At 42.1% G+C, this 21,508-nt stretch carries 17 protein-coding genes; 9 read left to right on the top strand and 8 right to left on the bottom strand.

The features are described 5' to 3' along the window. Positions 1–184 precede the first annotated feature (184 nt). Positions 185–904, top strand: coding sequence for a hypothetical protein (locus IQ274_RS27010; protein WP_194144023.1), 720 nt, complete (start codon positions 185–187; stop codon positions 902–904). Positions 905–1,485: 581 nt separating this feature from the next. On the opposite strand, the gene IQ274_RS27015 is transcribed toward IQ274_RS27010, so the two are convergent. From IQ274_RS27015 to IQ274_RS27025, 3 genes are all read right to left on the bottom strand, one after another. Then, positions 1,486–2,319: a metallophosphoesterase gene (locus tag IQ274_RS27015; RefSeq protein WP_194144024.1), complete on the bottom strand. Its 834-nt coding sequence runs from the start codon at positions 2,317–2,319 to the stop codon at positions 1,486–1,488. Positions 2,320–2,537: 218 nt separating this feature from the next. Further along, a complete protein-coding gene (locus IQ274_RS27020; RefSeq protein WP_163928186.1) occupies positions 2,538–3,368 on the bottom strand; it encodes a metallophosphoesterase in 831 nt (276 codons plus the stop codon). Positions 3,369–4,260: 892 nt separating this feature from the next. After that, complete coding sequence (locus IQ274_RS27025) at positions 4,261–4,533, bottom strand: GlsB/YeaQ/YmgE family stress response membrane protein (RefSeq protein ID WP_012406985.1); 273 nt, start codon at positions 4,531–4,533, stop codon at positions 4,261–4,263. A gap of 652 nt (positions 4,534–5,185) precedes the next feature. Here IQ274_RS27025 and leuC point away from each other — a divergent pair. Together leuC and leuD are read left to right on the top strand one after the other, a co-directional pair. After that, entirely contained in the window at positions 5,186–6,589 is a 1,404-nt protein-coding gene (gene leuC / locus IQ274_RS27030; protein ID WP_163928189.1) for a 3-isopropylmalate dehydratase large subunit, read from the top strand. 88 nt (positions 6,590–6,677) lie between these two features. Then, positions 6,678–7,286 carry a 3-isopropylmalate dehydratase small subunit gene (leuD, locus tag IQ274_RS27035; RefSeq protein ID WP_194144025.1) on the top strand — a complete coding sequence of 203 codons (609 nt, stop codon included), beginning with the start codon at positions 6,678–6,680 and terminating at the stop codon, positions 7,284–7,286. Between the two features lie 86 nt (positions 7,287–7,372). On the opposite strand, the gene glgB is transcribed toward leuD, so the two are convergent. The 3 genes from glgB to IQ274_RS27050 form a co-directional block, all read right to left on the bottom strand. Further along, a complete protein-coding gene (gene glgB / locus IQ274_RS27040; RefSeq protein WP_194144026.1) occupies positions 7,373–9,664 on the bottom strand; it encodes a 1,4-alpha-glucan branching enzyme in 2,292 nt (763 codons plus the stop codon). A gap of 149 nt (positions 9,665–9,813) precedes the next feature. Further along, positions 9,814–10,149, bottom strand: a complete 336-nt coding sequence (locus IQ274_RS27045) for a hypothetical protein (RefSeq protein WP_194144047.1) — start codon at positions 10,147–10,149, stop codon at positions 9,814–9,816. 531 nt (positions 10,150–10,680) lie between these two features. Continuing rightward, on the bottom strand, positions 10,681–10,878 hold the full coding sequence (locus IQ274_RS27050) for a hypothetical protein (protein WP_163939384.1): 198 nt from the start codon (positions 10,876–10,878) through the stop codon (positions 10,681–10,683). A gap of 504 nt (positions 10,879–11,382) precedes the next feature. On the opposite strand from IQ274_RS27050, the gene IQ274_RS27055 reads away from it, so the two are divergent. The 4 genes from IQ274_RS27055 (at position 11,383) to IQ274_RS27070 (ending at position 16,268) form a co-directional block, all read left to right on the top strand. Continuing rightward, positions 11,383–12,093, top strand: coding sequence for a hypothetical protein (locus IQ274_RS27055; protein WP_163939386.1), 711 nt, complete (start codon positions 11,383–11,385; stop codon positions 12,091–12,093). Positions 12,094–12,198: 105 nt separating this feature from the next. After that, positions 12,199–14,037 carry a peptidoglycan D,D-transpeptidase FtsI family protein gene (locus tag IQ274_RS27060; RefSeq protein WP_194144027.1) on the top strand — a complete coding sequence of 613 codons (1,839 nt, stop codon included), beginning with the start codon at positions 12,199–12,201 and terminating at the stop codon, positions 14,035–14,037. Between the two features lie 220 nt (positions 14,038–14,257). Beyond that, complete coding sequence (locus tag IQ274_RS27065) at positions 14,258–15,364, top strand: iron-containing redox enzyme family protein (protein ID WP_194144048.1); 1,107 nt, start codon at positions 14,258–14,260, stop codon at positions 15,362–15,364. A gap of 208 nt (positions 15,365–15,572) precedes the next feature. Then, positions 15,573–16,268, top strand: coding sequence for an SAM-dependent methyltransferase (locus tag IQ274_RS27070; RefSeq protein ID WP_194144028.1), 696 nt, complete (start codon positions 15,573–15,575; stop codon positions 16,266–16,268). Between the two features lie 83 nt (positions 16,269–16,351). Here the strand turns inward: IQ274_RS27070 and IQ274_RS27075 are convergent, their stop codons facing one another. Further along, positions 16,352–17,350, bottom strand: a complete 999-nt coding sequence (locus IQ274_RS27075; RefSeq protein WP_194144029.1) for a glycerophosphodiester phosphodiesterase — start codon at positions 17,348–17,350, stop codon at positions 16,352–16,354. After that, positions 17,334–18,284 carry a hypothetical protein gene (locus IQ274_RS27080; RefSeq protein ID WP_194144030.1) on the bottom strand — a complete coding sequence of 317 codons (951 nt, stop codon included), beginning with the start codon at positions 18,282–18,284 and terminating at the stop codon, positions 17,334–17,336. The genes IQ274_RS27075 and IQ274_RS27080 overlap by 17 nt, the downstream gene beginning before the upstream one ends. A gap of 456 nt (positions 18,285–18,740) precedes the next feature. Between IQ274_RS27080 and IQ274_RS27085 the strand changes: the two genes are divergently transcribed. Then, positions 18,741–18,959, top strand: coding sequence for a hypothetical protein (locus tag IQ274_RS27085; RefSeq protein WP_194144031.1), 219 nt, complete (start codon positions 18,741–18,743; stop codon positions 18,957–18,959). A 100-nt stretch (positions 18,960–19,059) separates the two neighbouring features. Next, a complete protein-coding gene (gene ligA / locus IQ274_RS27090) occupies positions 19,060–21,096 on the top strand; it encodes an NAD-dependent DNA ligase LigA (protein ID WP_194144032.1) in 2,037 nt (678 codons plus the stop codon). The last annotated feature ends 412 nt before the right edge of the window (positions 21,097–21,508 follow it).

A 21,508-nucleotide genomic window follows, 5' to 3' on the forward strand; every position in this document is an offset into this window, starting at 1 on the left:
ATTAACTTCCTATAGATAGAGCCACTTGTCCGATCTCAGAGGTTATTCTGGCATTAACCAACAGTTGGGTAATAAATAAAACTCAATATTTATCAGCAACATAGATTTTTAAACTCATTAAAACCTCTTTCTCTTACAAAGCTTTAGTTTGTCAATATCATATCGAGGAGTGAAATCAATAGTTATGTCTATTCCCAATGAACGCGAAAGCAAAAACAGTGAAATTAAGCAAGAATCTTACACTGATACTAATGGTAATATTCACACTGACTTGACGCGAACTACAGAAACAGTCAAGAACAGCACAGCTAATCCTAACTCTTACACTAACGGTTACGTACAAGGTCGAAATACTGAGCGTAGTTACCAACAAGCTGATTTAGCCGAGCGTGACAATGAAAATGCTAGCCGTGGTTTGCTGTTGGGTATTATTGTTACTTCTGTAGTCAGTTTGATTATAGGTGGGGTCTGGTACTTAAACCAACGTAATAACACTGCGGTTGACACTACTGTGCCGGTCGTGGTTCCTGTACCGAGTAATAGTAGTCCAACTCCTCAACCACAAACGAAGATAATCGAAAGAATTAGAGAAGTACCTGTTCCTGTCCCTGTTCCACAACAGCAGGTTACACCTCCATCTGCACCTCGCCAACCGGATATTAACATTACTATTCCACCCCAACAGCCTGCGGCAGAAAAAGCACCTTCTGTAACTCAGCCAGCCCCGAAAGCAACACAAAGTCCAACGACGAGTCCAACTACTAATACTCCTACTTCCACTCCAGGTACGAAAGGCGATACCTCTAAAACCATTCCACCTCAAGGAGTAGACCAGTCAAACAGTACATCTAATAATGGTTCTTCTACCGCAAATGATGCTACAACAGGCGGTTCTGCTCAATAACGGCTTCTGAACTTCTAGCCCACTTGATAATGCTGGCATTAACGCCAACATCTAACAAGTGGGATATTCTTAAGAAAGATTTCGGAATTGTTGCGATAAATTAATGGTGTTCAAGTTTGGTAAACGTATCTTGTAGCTAAACAAACACCATGCTAGATTAAGAGCAAGGTACAAACAGGTTAAAAGTTAATCAAAACTTTCAAGTTAGAGCCTGTACCTCCTGCTCTAATGTTCTTGCGATCGCTCTGAAGTTGTGACATCCATTGAATGTGTTTTGCTTTAAGTTCAATGAGTTCTTTTGGAGGTTTGAAAACGCACTGCCAGAAAATGCCTGCCTAGTTGGAATGTTAGGATGTGCAATTCTGAGTATAGCGATCGCGAATACTGTCCACCTTAGTTGAGTTACTTACTTCTGAATTCTCTAATCTTCAAGAAACCGCCCCAAGCTGCTGATATTTATCCATCGTAGCTTCCGGCGGTTTCTGCTTTGAGTGTTATGTATTTTTGTCCTTTGTCCTTTGTCCTTTGTTATTTATCTCTTCTCTTCTTAGGAGAGGGTTATTTAGACCAATGACCAATGACTAATGACTAACTAAGGTAATTACAGTCACTTCTGGCGGACAAAATAAACGTCCTGGTTTATAAGTTCCTAAACCCCGGTTAACATATAGTTGATTTTCTTGCACCTTGTGAAACCCTTGCGCCCACTCCCAATACCGGACGACTTTAGAACAGTCTCCTAGTAAAAACGTTACCCAACACCTTAATTTTCTGGGAATTTTTTTGAGTAGCTTTTTATAATGGAATACTAAAGGGCCAATGCCAGGGATTACGATGTGACCGCCGTGGGTATGACCCGATAGTTGCAAATCTACACGCCATTGTTGCAGTATCTTGGCTGTATCTGGATTATGGGATAAAACGATGCGGGGTGTAACAGAGTCTAGTTGATTCATCACAGGTGCAGGGTAGAATTCCCGCGACCAATAATCAGCTAGTCCTACAAATGGTAATTCTTTTCCTAGTGGATAGGCGATTTCATTCCAAAGCACATGCACCCCAATGCTAGTTAAAGCCTGTGTAACTTCTGCTTTTGAATGACTGTAGTAGATATCATGATTACCCAGTACAGCGTAGATACCACAGCGACTTTGCAAATGTTTGAGTCGATGCACCAATTGGTGAATTGGTGTCGGATCATCAGTTACATAGTCACCAGTTAATAGAATCAAATCCGGTTCGGCTTCGTTAGTAAGTGCGATCGCTTTTTCTAACATTTCTTCTGACAAGCGCAAACCATCGTAGTGAAAATCTGACAACTGCACTAGCGTTGTACCTTGTAAAGATGCTGGAAGTTCCGCAATCTTAACCGTGATTTTATCTACTCTTAAATGTCCCGTAAACAACCAATGCATAAGGCAACCGATACTCCTCATACCAGCGCTTACAGCTTACCAAAAATCAAAATGTAACTTGAGAAACTGCAATAATTTATGTCACATACTCAAGATAAAATTAACGAATTGATTTAAATCCTGAGACTAAACTAAGCAGGACTCACTCAAATCTACAGGTACTGATTAGCCAGAATACCTGCTGTGATTCCATTCTGGAATTTAGACATTTGGATTACTTACTCACCCTGTAGCGTGATTATAGTAACTTCCGGGCGGCAAAATAAGCGTCCTGGGAGGTAAGTTCCCAAACCACGATTGACATATAGCTGATTTTTTCCCAGCTGATGGAAACCCTGTGCCCATTCCCAATGTCTGACTACAGAAACATTTTCTTGCAACAATGGAAATCGACGCTGCACTTTTTTAGGTATTTTTTTTGCAAGCTTTTCATAAAAAAACATTGCAGGGCCAATTCCGGGAATCACGATTTGACCACCGTGAGTATGACCAGATAATTGTAAGTCAACTCGCCATGCTTGCAGTATTTCCGCAGTATCTGGGTTGTGGGATAAAACGATGCGTGGTGTGTCGGGATTTAGTTGATTCATCACGGGTGCAGGGTAGAATTCCCGCGACCAATAATCAGCTAGTCCGACCAATGGTAATTCTTTTCCTAGTGGATAGGCAATTTCGTTCCAAAGGACGTGAATTCCAATGCTAGTAAAGGCATCGGTAACTTCTGTTTTTGCGTTTTTGTAATGTATATCGTGATTGCCAAGAATAGCATAGATACCACTGTGACTTTGCAGATGTTTGAGTCTAAGTATCAGTTGGTGAATCGGTGCTGGATCGTCAGTTACGTAGTCACCAGTTAATAAAATTAAATCTGCTTTAGCTTCATTAGTAACTGCGATCGCTTTTTCTAGCATCTCTTCCGACAGCCGCAAACCATCGTAATGAAAATCTGACAACTGCACCAGCTTCTTACCTTGTAATGATGCAGGCAACCCTACAATCTTAACCGTCAATTCTTCTCTACTCAACGGCCCAGATAATAACCAGTGCATAAGACGTTCAATAAACTCTAATCATAGCGCTTACAGCTTAACGAAACATCATCGTTTTGTGTGTAATGACGAGTGCAACTTATTGAAAATTTCATAAAATCTGTAGATTTAAACGTATTTATACTTATTTAAATCAAAAATTAATTTACTAACCAATTTTTGTCAAAAATACTACTTTTTTAGATTGTAAGTGCGTAGATTTAGGTCATCGTACCTCTATGGGTAGCTACGCATCTACACACCTAGCCAACCTACTACTGTAAACGCCAAACTTCTTTTAGCTGATGAATTGGGCGCTGATATAAAGGAATAGTGAAGATAAAATCGTTGCTAAATATTTTAGAGATAGGACAATCATTAGCCTGAAGTTTAACCGCGCTCATATATACCTGCGTTAGTGGTGTAGTAGATTGCACTTCGAATAAACTTAGTTTTCCCACTAAAAACAGTAATATTTGAATGCATATAATTTTTTTATCGAACCTGGATATATCAAAAAACCAAACAAAATGATGTTAAACCCTATCTGTATATAGATTTGAGGCTATTTTATAGGTGTTTGTTTTTTGTCTAAACCGGGTGACGGGGATTAGTGGCGGAAAAGCATTACGCTAATAGCAGTTTCTCAGGGGCGAAACCTGCCTCTTGTGCGGATTGCTTCAGCGTAATGCACTGGCTCGCCTACAAAACAGCATATTTTTTTGAATAGCAAGTCTCTAATATGCGATGCTAACAGCGATCGCACACCATTAAATTCTTACAAATTTTGATTGATTAAAAGTTAAAAAATAGCACCAACCTATGATTAGGCTAGTGCTATTTTTTTGATTTAATTCACGATAGTTAAATAAATTTGCTAAATTACCTTCAGTTATTGTCAGCAATTATGCTTCTATACCGCACTGCGATTTGTTAATAGATTCCACAGGAAAACTGCAACGATTGCACCAAGAACTGCTACTGCAATACCCGGAATGCTGAGAGTCGGTGCTGCTAAACTTAACGTTCCTGTACTGAAAAACACTCCAAGACTACCACCAACAAACGCGCCGATAATTCCTAATAAAATTGTTCCTAGAATACCGCCACCTTGATGACCGGGGTAGATAGCTTTAGCGATCGCACCAGCAATTAGACCTAAAACAATCCAAGCAAGAATATTCATTGTTATTAATTCGGTAAAGGTTTTTTACTCAACGAATACATATTATCAATCTTGATCTTTTGAATCCATCTACCATCAGAATCAATAATTAATATCCATAAGGAATAGTTTAATTGCAACTACGATTTTCTATATATACCGCCCCTACAGGTAGATAATCACTTAAAAAATATCAATTAAAAAAAGCTCCTAATAGGTCTTTAATTAGGAGCCGATCAAACTATTGCTTGGTAATTGCAGTATATGGCTTTTTAATTAGCTCTCTCCTCTACTAGAAGAATTAAGCTGAGTTTTCAAACACTGTCTCTAAAGTAATGTAAAGGAGCAAAATCAGGCAATTTCTACTACAAGCGTAGTTTTAGCAACTTTATTACCAGCATTCCACACTGGGCATCACCAGGATACCCGTAACATCGCATCTCTTCGGGATGGAGGCTTTAAATATTAGTTAGGACTTACGGATGAGTTACGGAAGACCAAAAGCGGACATTGCCTACCCAAAGGAAACGGACTGCCTTCCCGTTGTCGCATCTGGCGTGACACAGAGGAATAAGAGTGCAAAAATGTCACTAATATTATGAAGCGATCTAGAAAAAATTAGACTATTTTTTGATACTATTTAAGACCGGACTCTTGAAATATTAATTTACGTATGAGCAAAGGTACCCTGTTTGATAAAGTTTGGGACTTACACACCGTTGGTACACTTCCCTCTGGGCTGACGCAACTATTTATCGGGCTTCACCTAATTCATGAAGTCACCAGTCCCCAGGCCTTTGCTATGTTACGCGAGAGGGGTCTAAAAGTACTGTTTCCAGAGCGGACTGTTGCCACAGTCGATCATATTGTGCCGACAGAAAATCAGGCACGTCCTTTTGTTGATAGTTTGGCAGAGGAGATGATTCAGGCGCTCGAAAATAACTGCCAAGAAAATAATATAACTTTTTACAACATCGGTTCTGGTAGTCAGGGTATAGTTCATGTCATCGCTCCAGAACTCGGACTGACTCAACCAGGAATGACAATCGCTTGTGGAGATAGCCATACTTCCAGTCATGGGGCATTTGGTGCGATCGCATTTGGTATCGGTACTAGTCAAGTCCGGGATGTTCTCGCTTCCCAAACCCTCGCTCTCTCAAAACTAAAAGTCCGCAAAATTGAAGTTAACGGCAACCTGAACCCAGGAGTTTACGCCAAAGATGTCATACTGCATATCATCCGCACCCTTGGCGTTAAAGGTGGTGTGGGTTATGGCTACGAATTTGCAGGTACGACATTTGAACAAATGAATATGGAAGAGAGGATGACTGTCTGCAATATGGCGATCGAAGGCGGTGCTAGATGCGGCTATGTCAATCCAGATCAAGTCACCTACGATTACCTCAAAGACAGAGATTTTGCTCCCAAAAATGCAGATTGGGATAAAGCAGTGGCTTGGTGGGATTCCATCAAGAGCGATGCTAATGCCCAGTACGATGATGTAGTCGTATTCGACGCTGCTGAAATTTCTCCCACTGTCACCTGGGGGATTACTCCTGGTCAAGGTATCGGTGTCAACCAGTTAGTGCCTCAACCAGAAGAACTGCTCGAAGAAGACCGATTTATTGCCGAAGAAGCTTACCGCTACATGGATTTATATCCCGGTCAACCCATCAAGGGTACCAAAATAGATGTCTGCTTTATTGGTAGTTGCACCAACGGCAGAATTAGTGATTTACGGGAAGCGGCGAAAATCGCCAAAGGTCGCCATGTTGCCGAGGGAATCAAAGCCTTTGTTGTCCCCGGTTCTGAAAGGGTAAAACAAGAGGCGGAAACTGAAGGACTGGATAAAATCTTTCAGGAAGCTGGATTTGAATGGCGTGAACCGGGATGTTCCATGTGTCTGGCCATGAACCCCGATAAGCTGCAAGGAAGACAAATCAGCGCCTCTTCCTCCAACCGCAACTTTAAAGGCAGACAAGGTTCCTCTTCTGGTCGGACATTGTTAATGAGTCCGGCGATGGTTGCCACAGCTGCGATTAAAGGCGAAGTCTCTGATGTGCGCGAGTTGCTGTAATTTTTTGGTCATTTGTCATTGGTCATTTGTCATTGGTCATTTGTAGAGATTAACAGGCTGTCATTGAAATGATAGGTAAATAAAGTTTATGGTGAGTGAAGTTAAAACAGTTTCAGGGCGCGGTATACCTTTAGTGGGCAATGATATAGACACTGATCGCATCATTCCCGCGCGATATTTAAAAGCCGTTACCTTTGATGGGTTAGGTGAAGGTGCGTTTATTGATGACCGGACAGCACTTAAAGGTGAACATGCCTTTGACCAACCGCAATATCAAGGCGCAAATATTTTGATAGTCAACCGTAACTTTGGCTGTGGTTCATCACGGGAACACGCACCCCAAGCGATCGCAAAATGGGGAATCCAAGCTTTAATAGGTGAAAGCTTCGCAGAAATCTTTTTCGGTAACTGTGTGGCAATGGGTATACCTTGTCTGACAGCCGACGCTGTTACTGTTAAACAACTGCAAGAGTTAGTAGCTGCCAATCCTCAAGCGGCCGTAACAGTGAATCTGGAAACTTTGCAAGTGCAAATTGATGATTATACTGCCCAAGTTGCGATCGGTGAAGGTACAAGAAGCACATTTATTTCTGGGACTTGGGATGCTTGCGGTCAATTGGTGGCGAATGCTAGCCAAGTTCGGACAACAGCTGCAAAATTACCCTACATAGGTTGGGGCAATATAGCAGCAAGTTAGTTTTCTCTCATTCTCTGCTTGTCAGGCAGGGAATGAGAAAATGGCAAAAATTTTATTATTGGGTGGGCATCGCCCACCCAAAATTGTTATCCAATTACCTCAGCAGTCTTCTTCTTATCTAACTTGAGAATCAACACACCCAAAGGTGGCAAACACAAATCTAGCGAACAGGGACGACTGTGCAAAGACCAATCATCCGTCCACTTCCCGCCTAAGTTACCCATGTTACTGCCGCCATATTGGCGTGCATCACTATTGAATAACTCAGTATAAAATCCCTTTTGCGGTACACCGATGCGGTAGTGAGAATGGGGTTGCGGTGTAAAATTGCAAACCACGATCACAAAATCATCAGAATCCTTGTCACGACGGATGAAGGAAACTACACTATGGCGATTATCACTACAATCAATCCACTCAAACCCCGGTTCAGCAAAATCCTGGGTGTACAAAACAGGCTCACAACGGTAGAGATGGTTCAATTCCCGGAAAAACGTTTTTAACTGTTGGTGGGCTTCATGCTGCAATAAATGCCACTCCAAATCTGCCCAAGCATTCCACTCACTCCACTGCCCAAACTCCATACTCATAAACATGGTTTTCTTACCTGGGTGAGCAAACATATAGCTAAATAAACAACGGATATTAGCTAACTTCTGCCATGTATCCCCCGGCATTTTACCGATGATATTGCTCTTGCCATGCACCACTTCATCGTGGGATAGAGCCAGCATGAAGTTCTCACTGTGGTTGTACCACATACTAAAGGTGATATTGTTTTGGTGGAACTGGCGGAACCAAGGGTCCATGCTGAAGTAATCCAGCATATCGTGCATCCAACCCATATTCCATTTCAAGTTAAAGCCCAGTCCGCCTGTGTAGGTGGGCCAAGATACCATTGGCCAGGAAGTAGATTCTTCAGCAATCGAGAGAATGCCGGGAAAATAACTGAAGATAATGTGATTAACCTGACGCAGAAAATCTGCTGCTTCTAGGTTTTCTCTGCCGCCGTACTGGTTGGGCAACCATTCTCCTGGTTTGCGACAATAGTCGTTATAGAGCATTGAGGCAACAGCATCCACACGAATCCCGTCAATGTGATACTTGTCGAACCAGAAGAGGGCATTAGCTGCTAGGAAATTACTAACTTCATGGCGACCATAATTGAACACCAAAGTACCCCATTCTTTGTGTTCACCTTTGCGGGGGTCAGCGTGTTCGTAGAGATGGCTACCATCAAAGAAAGCTAAACCATGTCCATCTTTGGGGAAGTGACCCGGAACCCAATCCACAATTACCCCTATATCATTTTGGTGACATTTGTCAACAAAATACATGAAATCTTCGGGGGTGCCAAAACGAGAAGTCGGGGCATAGTACCCAGTTACTTGATAACCCCAAGAACCATCAAAGGGATGCTCCGCAATGGGCAACATTTCTATATGGGTGTATCCCAATTCTTTGACATAAGGAATCAGTCGGTCAGCTAGTTCCCGATAGGTAAGGAAACGTGCGCCCGGCTTAAGTTCCGAAACGATAACTACTGGTTCAGTTTCACCATTTGGCAGTTTAGCCGGTTCGGCACTCGAAGCGTGTAACCAAGACCCTAAATGCACTTCATAAACTGAGACGGGCTGGGTAAGGGGGTCAGTGTGCCGCCGCTTTTCCATCCAGCTTTCGTCATCCCAACTGTAAGCATCTAAATCAGTGACAATAGATGCCGTTTTCGGGCGGGGTTCTTGCTGGAAACCGTAGGGATCGGATTTTTCGTAAATGTGTCCTTCAAAATTTTTGATTTCATATTTGTAATGCTCTCCCACACCGATTTCAGGAATAAACAATTCCCAAACCCCGGTTGGCCCTTTACGCATTTGGTGTTTGCGCCCATCCCAGAGGTTGAAATCTCCCAACAATGAAACGTTGCGAGCATTGGGTGCCCAAACTGCAAAATAAACGCCCTTAACGCCGCCTATTTCCGTGGTGTGCGCTCCCAGTTTTTCGTATATTCGGTGATGGTTGCCTTCACTAAACAAATGCAAATCAAAATCTGTCAAATTAGGAGAACGGAAGGCGTAAGGATCATAAGTAACACGCTCATGTTCCCCTTCTTTAATCCGTAACTGGTAGTTTGCCAGTTCTGCGGTTTCAATAGTGCATTCAAAAAAGTGAGGATGATGCACTGTTTGCATTGGGTATTCTTTCCGTTGTTCAGGAAGAACGACCCATACTGCACTTGCATTTGGTAAGTAGGCCCGCACAGCCCAGACAGTTTTGCCGTCTTGTTCTATGGGATGAGAACCTAGTATTTCAAAGGGATCGTTATGCTGATTCCAAACGATGCTGTTAACCTGTTCAGGGGCGATCGTGGTCATGGACATGAAGCTACCTAAGTGAAATAACGTGATTGACTAAATCTACTTTTTTAATATCTATATATATTCTTTACATTTATTTGCAATTTTGTCGCCACCGTTATCGTACATCAGAATGGGGAATGGGGAATGGGGAATGGGGAATGGGGAATTTATCAAAAATTTAAAAATGGGAAAAACTGAAGTAAGGTTTTACGTAGGCGAAGCAAGAAAATCTGTTCCCGAATTTTGGGATCTAGTTTTGGTGGTGGGGCTTCTTGAAGCTGTGCTTGTAATTGAATGTATTCGGCAGCTGTTAGGAAGCTTCCATCAATTGGCGATCGCGCTTCTATAATAATCTTTGTCCGTAATATTTCTTCTGGTGTATCTTCTGGTGGCGGTAATGCTATAACGACTGATGATGTCCAATAGCCACTTACCACAAAAAAAGTTGCACTAATCACAAACAAGCTCAGAAATTTTACTGCCTTTCTCGCTTTAACTCTCCCCATATCCTGAACTGCATTCACAACGCAGCATGAAAATCTATTTCCCAGTACCAAATTCCCAAAGTTATAAATTTTCCCAATAAAAATCTGGCAATATCAAGAAACATCACTAGGTCTGTCCTAATACAGAATAGACTACAGGGAATGCTCTTGAGCAATTGCCAGCGATCGCAATGAATTCTTTTGTCCTCTCAAAACTCAGGAGTTTAAGCTATTCCAAACACTAAATCATGGAAGTATTTTGCCCACAAGATGGCTTAGATTTACAGAAATAAACTCTCTTTTACTTGGAATAAGGCTCGGTCAGGCGAGAATTTTCAGGCGGACACTTGGTTGACGAGGTAATCCTCATCACCAGTGTCCTTTTATTGCTGCCCTACTTAGCTGATATTTGAGCAAACTCTAGGCTCTGATACACCAAAAGAAAGATAAAGGTTTCTAGATAAACCTATTAATTCAAGCTATGTGGTGACGAGCGTTGTTACTAAGCTGTTTTGGGCATGATTTCAACTAAAGCTAAAAGCTTAAGATGCCTTATTTAGGAGTAGCAGCAGGTGTAGCCGCAGGTGTAGCAGCAGGTGTGATTTTAGTAGCGGGAGGCGCATCAGTTGGTTCACCTGTAGCAGCAGGAGTACCACCAGGAGTAGTACCACCATCACCACCGCCTTCGCAGGCTCCCAGAATTGTAGCTAAACTTAAGATTACAGCCAAACCAAAGATTTTTGTTTTCATAACTCCTCTTTCACCAATTGTGGCTAGAAAAATTTTTCGCCTGTTGAATACGATACCGTATTTATTGCTTTTTTTTTAATGCTGTGAGATTACATACTTAAAAAAATAATCCTTTGGGATATTCTTTTTGGCAGTATGTCTCATACAGCTATCTGATTAGTTTCTCTTAACTCCGAAGCAAAAAGGAAATTACCAAATTTTCTAGCAAACCGAGCTATCATAACAAAAAATTTTATTTTTTTCACAGAGTATTGCACCTTGCTGCCCGGCGTTGCCATACTTTAGGTGCTATCTCTAAAGGGTAAGCTGTCCAGTTGCTAATCGCTGATTGCAAACATTGCAATATCTAGAGGATGCAAACATTGGTACAGCTATCTATCAGAACAGTTAAAAGGGTGTAGTCTGTTATGTGTGCTTGTTGCACAGAAGTAAGTCTTAACCCTATCAAAAACAGACAATCAAGAAAATCAATCTAAAGTACAGTATTTTCAATCTCAAAAATTTATGGTAGTTGCTCGTAAATCTGCTGTTTCTGGAAAGGGTAATTGGTTCTGGCGAGATTCTATGTTTTCTTTAGGAAGGCGACGTGCGCGTATAGATTCGGTAGCACAGAGCGCTGCTACACCAGCGACCAAAGCCACACCCTTATCCTCTCAAAGACAACAGCGTTCCTCAAAAAATTTAGCGGTTTCTGCCACAAATAAGGCAGCTATGCCCAAATCGGTGAAAGAGTTGGGTAGACAAAAGTTACCAAATCTCAATGAGCAGTCCAGTGCGACTCAGAAAAGTTCAGGGGGAGATTTTCTTGGACTTCCCACAATGCCTAATTCTGGAGCCGTACCTTTATGGTTGTTGCGCTTGTACACATTTCATCGTTATTCGACAGTTTTGGCGTTTTTGGTAGTAGCATCGACACTTGCTGTTTATGGCTGGACAGTATATTCCCAAGAGCTTTGGAGTAAGTCGTATCGTAGACTGCAAAACCTCCAACGTCATGAGCGGCTACTAACGACAACCAACGCCACGCTGACAAATAGAATGGCTAAGGAAGCAGAACAATCAACAGCAGGGCTAGTATTGCCAACCCCTCAAGGAATGATTTTCTTGTCTCCAGCACCTCATAATCCTAAGCCAGCATCATCTAATAACATAACGCCTAACATAACGCCAAGTTCGGAAACGCAACGGCAAACGCTATCACCACTTGGATATTAAGAGTTAGGAGAGACGCGATTAATCGCGTTTGTACAGGAGTTATGGAGTAACTAACTTTAAGTTTGGACTTTTGACTCCGAAAAGTAATTTGGTACTGAGTAGGCAATGCAAAAATTACCAAGCAGAACAAGATTAAAAAAGTCTCGGAATCCAGGATTCAAAAAGCAGCAGAAGGGTTCTAAACGAGGGTTGTTGGGGACACTTGCCTCTAATATCCAAAATCAAACATCCAATACCAATTCCCGGCTGTTCCTCGTCTGGGGCGTATTAATGGCAGCAGGATTGGGGTTAGGTATCAAGTTATATAACTTGCAAATTGTCAAGGGGACAAAATTAACAGAGCAGGCGCGGAACCAGCAAATGGTGGATTTGCGACCTTTTATGCCCCGTCGCCCAGTGGTAGATCGCAATAGTGAACTGTTGGCGATTGATCGTCCTGTATATACTTTGTACGCTCATCCCAAGCTGTTTGATAAGTCTAATGAAGAGATGGCAGAGCGACTTGCCCCAATATTGGCCAAAGATACTGCTGAATTGGTGAAAACTTTTCAAAGCAAAAAAAGCGGAATTATACTTGCCCCAGCCCTACCGGAAGAAATTATTGATCGCGTGACTTCTTTGCGTTTAAATGGCTTAGAGTTAATTCAAAAATACTCCCGATATTATCCGCCAGACGATTTGGTTGCTGATGTGGTGGGTTATGTGAATGTTGACCGTCGTGGTCAAGCAGGTGTGGAATATTCTCAAGAGAAGTTGTTAGAACGTCCTGTGCAAACGGTGCGCCTCAGTCGCTCTGGTAATGGAGCCGTGATGCCGGATCATGCACCAGAAGGTTTTCTGCATTTTGATGATTTGCGGCTGCAACTCACAATCGATAGCCGTCTGCAACGGATTGCTAGCCTGGCACTCAAACAACAAATGGAGAAGTTTGATGCTAAACGTGGGGCGGTAATTGTAATGGATGCGTTGGATGGTTCCTTACTCGCCCTCGTTTCTCAGCCTACCTATAACCCTAATGAATACGCTAAAGCTAATATCTCGCTGTTCAAAAACTGGACGGTGGCGGATCTTTATGAACCGGGATCGACTTTTAAGCCTTTGAATGTGGCGATCGCTCTGGAAAATAGTGTCATCAAACCGGATGATATGTTTAATGACTCCGGTTCTATTCGAGTAGCTAATTACACCATCAAAAATGCGATGAATAATGGTAATGGGCGAATCAGTATCGCTCAGATTTTACAATATTCCAGCAACATTGGGATGGTGCAAATTATCCAACGCTTAAAGCCTTCAATCTACTACAACTGGCTAGAACGCTTGGGATTAGGACAAAAAGTTGATACAGATTTACCTTTTGAAGTTGGCGGTCGGCTCAAAAGTCAAGAAGAATTTATTGCTTCGCCAATTGAACCAGCTACTACTTCCTTTGGGCAAGGTTTTTCGATGACACCCATACAGCTAGTGCAAATGCACGGTGCTTTAGCCAATGGCGGTAAATTGGTTACACCCCATGTAGTGCGCGGGTTGATTGATACCAAAGGGCAGATGCATGATTCACCCACTCGCACTGTATCACGGCAAATTTTCTCAGCCGCAACAGCTCAAAAGGTCGTAGAAATGATGGAAACTGTTGTTAATGAAGGCAGTGGTAAGGCGGCACAAATTCCCGGATATCGCATTGCTGGTAAAACTGGTACAGCCCAAAAAGCTAGTCCTAATGGTGGTTACATCAAGGGTGCTAGAATGACAAGCTTCGTGGCTATTTTACCAGTAGAATCTCCTCGCTATGTAGTGTTTGCACTGGTGGATGAGCCAAAAGGAGAAAGTGCTTATGGTTCTACTGTTGCCGCACCAATTGTTAAGTCAGTAATCGAAGCACTGATTCCTCTTGAGGAGATTCCGCCAAGTAAGGCGATTGAGCAGCAGCCGAAAGCACCGTAGGGAGTAGGGCAGGGGGCAGAGGGAGCAGGGGGGCAGAGGAGCAGGGGAGTAGGGGAAATAACCAATGCCCAATGCGCCATGCCCAATACCCAATATCCTTCTTTTGAAACTTAATCTTTGTTTATAACCAGGGAAAGAGGTACAGAAAGCTACTGGTGTGGAAACCTAGGTATTAGAGGTGAAACTAATTTCTCACTTTTCCAAAGCTAGCGAAGATTCCATGCAAAGCAATTTAGTTATATTTCCTAATACTGGGGCTGCGAAAAAAAGCACCCGAACAGAAGAAAGAACAATTACCAAGTACGACCGTGCCGAGGAGCAATTTATAGAATTGCTAGCAATGGAGGATTTGGATCGTAAGCTGGATGTAAAACCTGCAATAGCTAGTGAGTTTGAACAGGCGCTCTCAACAGCAATTCGTGCCGCCTATAAAAACGATCGCTCTGATGAACAGGCTCACCGTTTTCTGCAACGGATACTTTATCGAATTAATCGGCTAAAACTGTTTTGGTACGACGATTTGCAGCATTATACCAATGAGCGATCGCTTTATTTATCCTCATGTCGCGATCAAATTGAGGCTGCTTGGCAAAACTGGGAACTGGCACAGATAGATTTACCAGCGCTGCAACAATTGGATGTCAAACACGCTTTAATTGAGCGTGCATCCGCCGATTTAAATCCGCCTTTGTCGGATAGTAGCCGCTATATTCGTGAGGATATGACTGAAGCTGGCTATCGTCACTTGCTAGCGATCGGTTCTTTTGATGGCTTGGTTGAAGGTAGTCGTCTTTGCTATGTATTGGGTGGTGCTGCTAATGAAGTGCAGTGTACGCTGGTGCGAGTACTACTAGAAGAATACGGCAATGGTCGTTTATCCCGCAAGCACTCGACATTTTTTGCCCAAATGCTGGCTAAATTTGGGATGAACACTGCACCAGAAGGATACTTCGATTTAGTGCCTTGGGAAGTTCTAGCTTGTGCTAATCATAATTTTTTGACCACTGATCGCAAACGCTATTTCCTACGTTATTGTGGTGCATTAACATATTTTGAGGTGGCTGGCCCTGCGGCTTATAAAAACTATCTGGCGGCGGCGCAACGATTGGGACTGTCAGAGGCGGCGATGGGTTATTGGGAACTGCACATCAGGGAAGATGAACGCCACGGTCGTTGGATGTTAGATGATGTTGCTTTGTCTTTAGCAGAACAGTATCCCAAAAATGCCTGGGAACTCCTGCTTGGGTATGACCAGGAGAAACTAATGGGCGATCGCGCCGCTACTGCTGTTGTGCGATCGATACGCGAAGCAAAACAATCAGTCTGACTCGTATGTAAAGAGAAATCCCAAAAACTAAAAATAGCAGATTTTAGAATTTTAATTTGACATTTTTAAGTCATTTTATATCTAATTTACCTGCAAAAACATTTCTTTAGCAACACCTTGCTAAAGGAACAGTTTCTTATTGCCTTAATACAAGGTAATAAATAATTTCTTTCCTGCTTATTATACATTACCAATTGGTTGCAGTCAAATGAAAGATATCTTTTTTTGTCCTGAAGAATCCAATTTCTACTCAAACTGTTTAGAAAGCTTTGTGATCAGAAATTGTAAAAGTTCTGAATCTATTGTGGAGTTTGGTTCAGGAGATGGTAGCCCTGTAATTAATTCCTTATTGAGAAACAACTTTAATGGCATAATCCAGGGATTTGAATTAAATACTTCTGCATGGAAAGTTGCCAATTCAACCATCGATGAATACAATCTCACAAATAAATATATAATCCATAATTCATCTTTGTTTAATTCTTCTCAACCAGATGCCGAGTATCTTGTAGCCAATCCACCCTATCTACCCGCACCAGATGACGATATTTATATACCACTCTTATTTGGGGGTGTAGATGGAGCAACAGTTACCAATGATCTTTTGTCGTTAGATTATGAAAATGTCTTGGTTTTAATATCTAGCTTTTCTAATCCCATAAATACGTTGAATATAGCAAAATACAATGGTTATTATGTTCAAAATTTCATGGTAGTACCTTTGCAGTTCGGCTACTATAGCTCGGAGCCTAAAGTAAAAAAACACATAGAAGAACTCCGAAAAAACAAAATGGCTTTTTATTCTGGCGATTATTATTTTTTAGCTGGCGTTTTATTTACAAAATCAGAGAATCCGGGGATTGATTTATCTAATCAACTAGCTCAGGTGATGACGAGTTTGTGAAAATCAGGAGTTCAGATTCCCAACTTTTTTAAGAAGTCGGGAATCTAATTTTTCATGACTAAAACTTTTACGAAGAACAAGATTTACAATCGAAGATTTTCCTTCACAGTAGAAGCCGTATCCGGGTAGTCACTAAATACGCCATCAACACCTAAGCTGAAAAATAGTTCATATTCCCCTTGGGGATTTCCTTGAAAATCCAGTGACAAAAACCAGTCTTCATTGCGGAAAGTCCAGACATGAACCAGCAAACCAGCCGCATGAGCGTCAGTTACTAAAGATGTAGGCGATCGCAATTTACCACTACTATCTCTAGGAACCAGCAAATTTTTATGAATCCCAACCGCCTTTGCATATTTAGCAATTTCCTTTAAACCTGATGCAGTAACTAAATCTGCATAAGTGCGTTCATCGCCACTAACAACAAAATCATCAGGTTTACCACTGTTATTCAGCAATTGCACCAGAGGTAAATCAGTCTTTGTAGATAAATCTTGTAAATTACTCACTTCAAAAGACTGAATGAAAACAGGTGCATTAGCGCCCTCATAACCGTTGGCTGTCAAAGTTGCAAGTAGGGGTGGTTCTAGAGCTAACCCAATAGATTTAAAGTAAGTTGGGTGTTTTGTTTCTGGATAAATGCCGATCGCACGATTAATTTCGGCACTTTTACGCTTCACTAAATCAATGATTTCTTGTAGCGTAGGAATTTCAAAGAGTCCATCATAAGCGGTATTTTGCGATCGCAGTTGCCCAATTCGCTCTTTGGCTCGTAGTGTTTTCACTTCTGCCAAGGTAAAATCTTCAGTAAACCAGCCAGCTTTTGATTCGCCATCAATTATTTTGGTGGTTCGTCGGTAAGCAAATTCTGCATGGTTTGCAACATCAGTAGTTTCAGAAATCTCATTTTCGTGACGAGCAATCAAAACACCATCTTTGGTGGAAACTAAATCAGGTTCAATATAATCAGCACCCAATGCAATCGCTAATTCATAAGCAGCTAAAGTATGTTCTGGACGATAGCCGCTAGCGCCTCGGTGTGCAATGATAATTGGAGATGTTGTACTAATAGCCACTGACATCAACTAATCGATATCCTTCACCAACCAGTTTGTCAAAAGTAGCTTGATACTGGGCTGAAGTCAATCCATGTCGCGCCTGCCAAGCTGAACCACCAGACTTTTCCCAAATAGCGGCGTATCGGTTTTGTCCGTTGACATTGTAACCACTTACGTCAACTAATCGATATCCTTCACCAACTAGTTTGTCAAAAGTCGCTTGATACTGGGCTGAGGTCAATCCATGTCGCGCTTCCCAAGCAGGGCCACCAGATTTCACCCAAATAGCAGCGTATCGGTCTTGTCCGTTAACACCATAACCACTAACATCAACTAACCGATATCCCTCACCAACCAATTTGTCAAAAGTAGCTTGATACTGGGCTGAGGTCAATCCATGTCGCGCTTGCCAAGCTGGGCCGTCAGACTTCTCCCAAATAGCGGCATATCGGTCTTGTCCGTTCACAGCATAACCACTAACGTGAACTAATCGATATCCTTCACCAACTAGTTTGTCAAAAGTCGCTTGATACTGGGCTGAGGTTAATCCATGTCGCGCTTGCCAAGCTGGGCCGCCAGACTTGACCCAAATAGCAGCGTATCGGCCTTGTCCGTTCACACTGTAACCACTGACATCAACTAACCGATATCCTTCGCCAACTAGTTTGTCAAAAGTAGCTTGATATTGGGCTGAGGTCAATCCATGCCGCGCTTCCCAAGCCCCACTACCAGACTTCACCCAAATAGCGGCATATCGGTCTTGTCCGTTAGCGATCGCTTGTCTTCTGACATCGGGTATTCTCTGTAATTGGGCAACATTTTGAGCAATTACCTTTGTGTTTGTCTCACTATTGCTGACACTATTAGCAAAGTTAATGGGAGCGGCAAAAGCAGAACTGACTAAAGTTGCAAGTAACGCTGCACTAGAGGCAGTAAATGTTAAAGAACGTATGAACATATTAGTAAAATAAAAATGTAAATTTGTGGGCTGCACTAACTAAATAGGTTTGCATTTATTTTTTATGCAATACCCAGGTAGCGATGCTGATAATTGTGGATACCCAAGATTTACAGATGATTCCTGAATTCAAAATACCGAACTTTTATTTGTATATCTTTGGCATAACTTTACTATGTATTCTTAGCTTATTTTCTGCCGATGATAGCTAATTAAAGGCGCGATACTCTCTATTTTGTGCTTTGCACTTTCTTACACTTTAAAGAAAAAGTATTTTAACTCACTGAGAAGAACATGAGCTCAAATAAGCTTAGTACAAAATACATTTATATTGACTTTAAAAACATCTTATTACCCAGCCAATAAGAATGGGTTCTATGGTTATTGATCCATATTTATGAGATGGGAACGATCAAGATCGCATCACTCTAAATACGGTTCGAATAAGGTTTTTTGATGAAAGTTATAGATCGCAAAGACGCGATAAACCGCCGTCTTTACAATCATCAGTCCTTTGTAGAGACGGCGATTTATCGCGTCTCTTCCCTTAACCGAACCGTATTGGCATCACTAGTAATGAAAGTTGCCGAAAGATATCCGGTACTTCCTTGCCCTTGTTGTAGCGATCGCCTACCAAGACATCCAATTTGGGTAGAATATAATATGAAAGATTAATTCATGAAAGCCTTGATTTCACAGGTTAGTCGCGGCTATCCAAACAATAGGCTTCATTATCTTTAAAATTTTATTCGCTAAATATTTTGTAATTATTCTAATGACACAGATTAAGCCGGAAGTAAAGCGCACAGAAGAATTGCGCCAGTTATTGCAACAAGCCAGCTATGCTTATTACGTCCTAGATACTCCAATTATGGAGGATGCAGTCTATGACCAGCTATATCGAGAATTACAACAACTGGAAATTCAATATCCAGAGTTGACAGCACCCGATAGCCCGACTCAGCGCGTGGGTGAGAGACCAGCAACGCAGTTTACTTCGGTGCGGCATAATATCCCCCTGTACAGTCTGGAAAATGCGTTTAATATTGATGAGTTGCAAGGGTGGGAACAGCGTTGGCGGCGACAAGTACCGAAAATAGATTCGGTGGAATATGTCACTGAACTGAAAATTGATGGTTCTGCTTTGGCTCTTACCTACCAAAATGGCATTTTAGTTAGGGGGACAACTAGGGGTGATGGCGTGACAGGTGAAGATATCACCCAAAATGTGCGGACAATTCGCTCAATTCCCTTGCGTTTAAATTTTGAAGGGTTAGAAATTCTCGAAAGGGTGGAAGTGCGAGGCGAGGCATTTTTGCCTTTGGAAGTATTTAAACAAATTAACGAAGAAAGGCAAAAAGCCAGTGAGCAATTATTCGCCAACCCCCGGAATGCCGCAGCTGGTACACTCAGACAGCTAGACTCGCGCATTGTCGCTAAACGGCGGTTAGCTTTCTTTGGCTATACTCTGCACATTCCTGGTAGAGATGACACCAGTATTGCCAATACCCAATGGGAAGCGTTGGAGTTGTTAGAAAAGATGGGTTTTCAAGTGAACCCAAACCATAAATTGTGTGCCTCGATCGCAGAAGTGGCAAAATATTATGAATATTGGGATACGGAACGCCTGAATTTACCCTACATGACTGATGGGGTGGTAGTAAAGCTGAATTCTTTTAAACTTCAGGAACAGCTAGGGTTTACCCAGAAATTTCCTCGCTGGGCGATCGCGTTAAAGTACCCCGCCGAAGAAGCACCCACCCGTGTGGAAAATATTGCTGTAAATGTCGGACGAACCGGGGCGTTAACGCCGTTAGCTGAGATGCGCCCTGTACAACTGGCGGGGACAACAGTTTCTCGCGCGACTTTACACAATAGCGATCGCATTGCTCAATTAGATATCCGCATTGGGGATACTGTTATTGTCCGCAAAGCTGGAGAAATCATTCCAGAAGTCGTGAGGGTACTCAAAGAACTCCGTCCTGCTGACACTGAACCCTTCGTTATGCCCACCCATTGCCCTGTCTGCGATCAAGCAGTGGTGCGAGAATCAGGTGAGGCGGTAACTCGGTGCGTCAATGCTTCCTGTGCAGCGATTCTCAAAGGTTCTATTGAACATTGGGTAAGTCGTGATGCCTTGGATATTAAAGGTTTAGGCGAAAAGCTAGTGCATCAACTCGTTGATAAAGTTTTAGTGCATTCCGTTGCCGATTTATATGAGTTGACAGCAGATAAGTTATGTGCATTAGAAAGGATGGGGCAAAAATCAGCAGAAAAATTGATTGATGCGATCGCTCAATCAAAAAATCAACCTTGGTCAAGGGTATTGTATGGCTTAGGTATCCGTCACGTTGGCAGTGTGAATGCCCAATTGTTGACTCAGAAATATTTCACCGTAGAACAGTTAGCAACAGCAAAGCAATCAGATATTGAAGGAATTTACGGTATCGGTGCTGAAATTGCCCAATCTGTGTACCAGTGGTTTCGGATTGATGCCAACCAAAGATTGATAGAACGCTTGCAAGCAGAAGGATTGCAATTAACTGCCCCAGAAGAAACAAAAACAGTTGGTGATGGTAATCAAAAGTTTGCAGGTAAAACTTTTGTAGTTACAGGCACATTGCCAACCCTAAAGCGAGATGAGGCAAAGGCTTTGATTCAAAAAGCTGGTGGTAAAGTGACTGATTCGGTGAGTAAAAAAACAGATTATTTGGTAGTAGGAGAAGATGCAGGTTCTAAATTAGAAAAAGCTGTCTCTTTGGGAATTACACAGTTAAGCGAAGCGCAGTTGTTGGAAATACTTAACGAATAATTCGTAATTTCAAAAACGGGTTGGAGTATAAAGGCTTCTACAGCTTAAACTTTCTTAAGCTTCAGAAATCTTTATAATTTGCATCCCCCAAAAAATAAATCTCTTGTGGGGTGGACATCTTGTCCGCCCTAGTTGTGCCAATTAAATGCACGACATAATTACGTTTAGATCAAGGCTTTATCCTCCCTAAGCCCCCTTAAAAAAGAGAGAAATTAAAGCAAGGCTAAGTTGCCCAAAGTCATCTGTAGCAAGCCCACAGGGTGCAGATGGTTAGGCAGTTTAAAATTCGATATTTTTATACTACTGCAAATCGATAGATTTAACGTATAATGTTTTTCAAATGCGTAGGCGTAGCCAGCCGTAGGCATCGCTTCCTTTGGGATGTAGGCATAAAGTGCAAACAAAATACCAA

It is taken from the genome of Nostoc sp. LEGE 12447 (assembly GCF_015206985.1).
Lineage (GTDB): Bacteria > Cyanobacteriota > Cyanobacteriia > Cyanobacteriales > Nostocaceae > Nostoc.

Excerpts from the sequence above, each read along its gene's own strand:
- IQ274_RS27010 (WP_194144023.1), top strand. The coding sequence starts at position 185 with ATGTCTATTCCCAATGAACGCGAAAGCAAAAACAGTGAAATTAAGCAA.
- IQ274_RS27015 (WP_194144024.1), bottom strand. The coding sequence starts at position 2,319 with ATGCATTGGTTGTTTACGGGACATTTAAGAGTAGATAAAATCACGGTT.
- IQ274_RS27020 (WP_163928186.1), bottom strand. The coding sequence starts at position 3,368 with ATGCACTGGTTATTATCTGGGCCGTTGAGTAGAGAAGAATTGACGGTT.
- IQ274_RS27025 (WP_012406985.1), bottom strand. The coding sequence starts at position 4,533 with ATGAATATTCTTGCTTGGATTGTTTTAGGTCTAATTGCTGGTGCGATC.
- leuC (WP_163928189.1), top strand. The coding sequence starts at position 5,186 with ATGAGCAAAGGTACCCTGTTTGATAAAGTTTGGGACTTACACACCGTT.
- leuD (WP_194144025.1), top strand. The coding sequence starts at position 6,678 with ATGGTGAGTGAAGTTAAAACAGTTTCAGGGCGCGGTATACCTTTAGTG.
- glgB (WP_194144026.1), bottom strand. The coding sequence starts at position 9,664 with ATGTCCATGACCACGATCGCCCCTGAACAGGTTAACAGCATCGTTTGG.
- IQ274_RS27045 (WP_194144047.1), bottom strand. The coding sequence starts at position 10,149 with ATGGGGAGAGTTAAAGCGAGAAAGGCAGTAAAATTTCTGAGCTTGTTT.
- IQ274_RS27050 (WP_163939384.1), bottom strand. The coding sequence starts at position 10,878 with ATGAAAACAAAAATCTTTGGTTTGGCTGTAATCTTAAGTTTAGCTACA.
- IQ274_RS27055 (WP_163939386.1), top strand. The coding sequence starts at position 11,383 with ATGGTAGTTGCTCGTAAATCTGCTGTTTCTGGAAAGGGTAATTGGTTC.
- IQ274_RS27060 (WP_194144027.1), top strand. The coding sequence starts at position 12,199 with ATGCAAAAATTACCAAGCAGAACAAGATTAAAAAAGTCTCGGAATCCA.
- IQ274_RS27065 (WP_194144048.1), top strand. The coding sequence starts at position 14,258 with ATGCAAAGCAATTTAGTTATATTTCCTAATACTGGGGCTGCGAAAAAA.
- IQ274_RS27070 (WP_194144028.1), top strand. The coding sequence starts at position 15,573 with ATGAAAGATATCTTTTTTTGTCCTGAAGAATCCAATTTCTACTCAAAC.
- IQ274_RS27075 (WP_194144029.1), bottom strand. The coding sequence starts at position 17,350 with ATGTCAGTGGCTATTAGTACAACATCTCCAATTATCATTGCACACCGA.
- IQ274_RS27080 (WP_194144030.1), bottom strand. The coding sequence starts at position 18,284 with ATGTTCATACGTTCTTTAACATTTACTGCCTCTAGTGCAGCGTTACTT.
- IQ274_RS27085 (WP_194144031.1), top strand. The coding sequence starts at position 18,741 with ATGAAAGTTATAGATCGCAAAGACGCGATAAACCGCCGTCTTTACAAT.
- ligA (WP_194144032.1), top strand. The coding sequence starts at position 19,060 with ATGACACAGATTAAGCCGGAAGTAAAGCGCACAGAAGAATTGCGCCAG.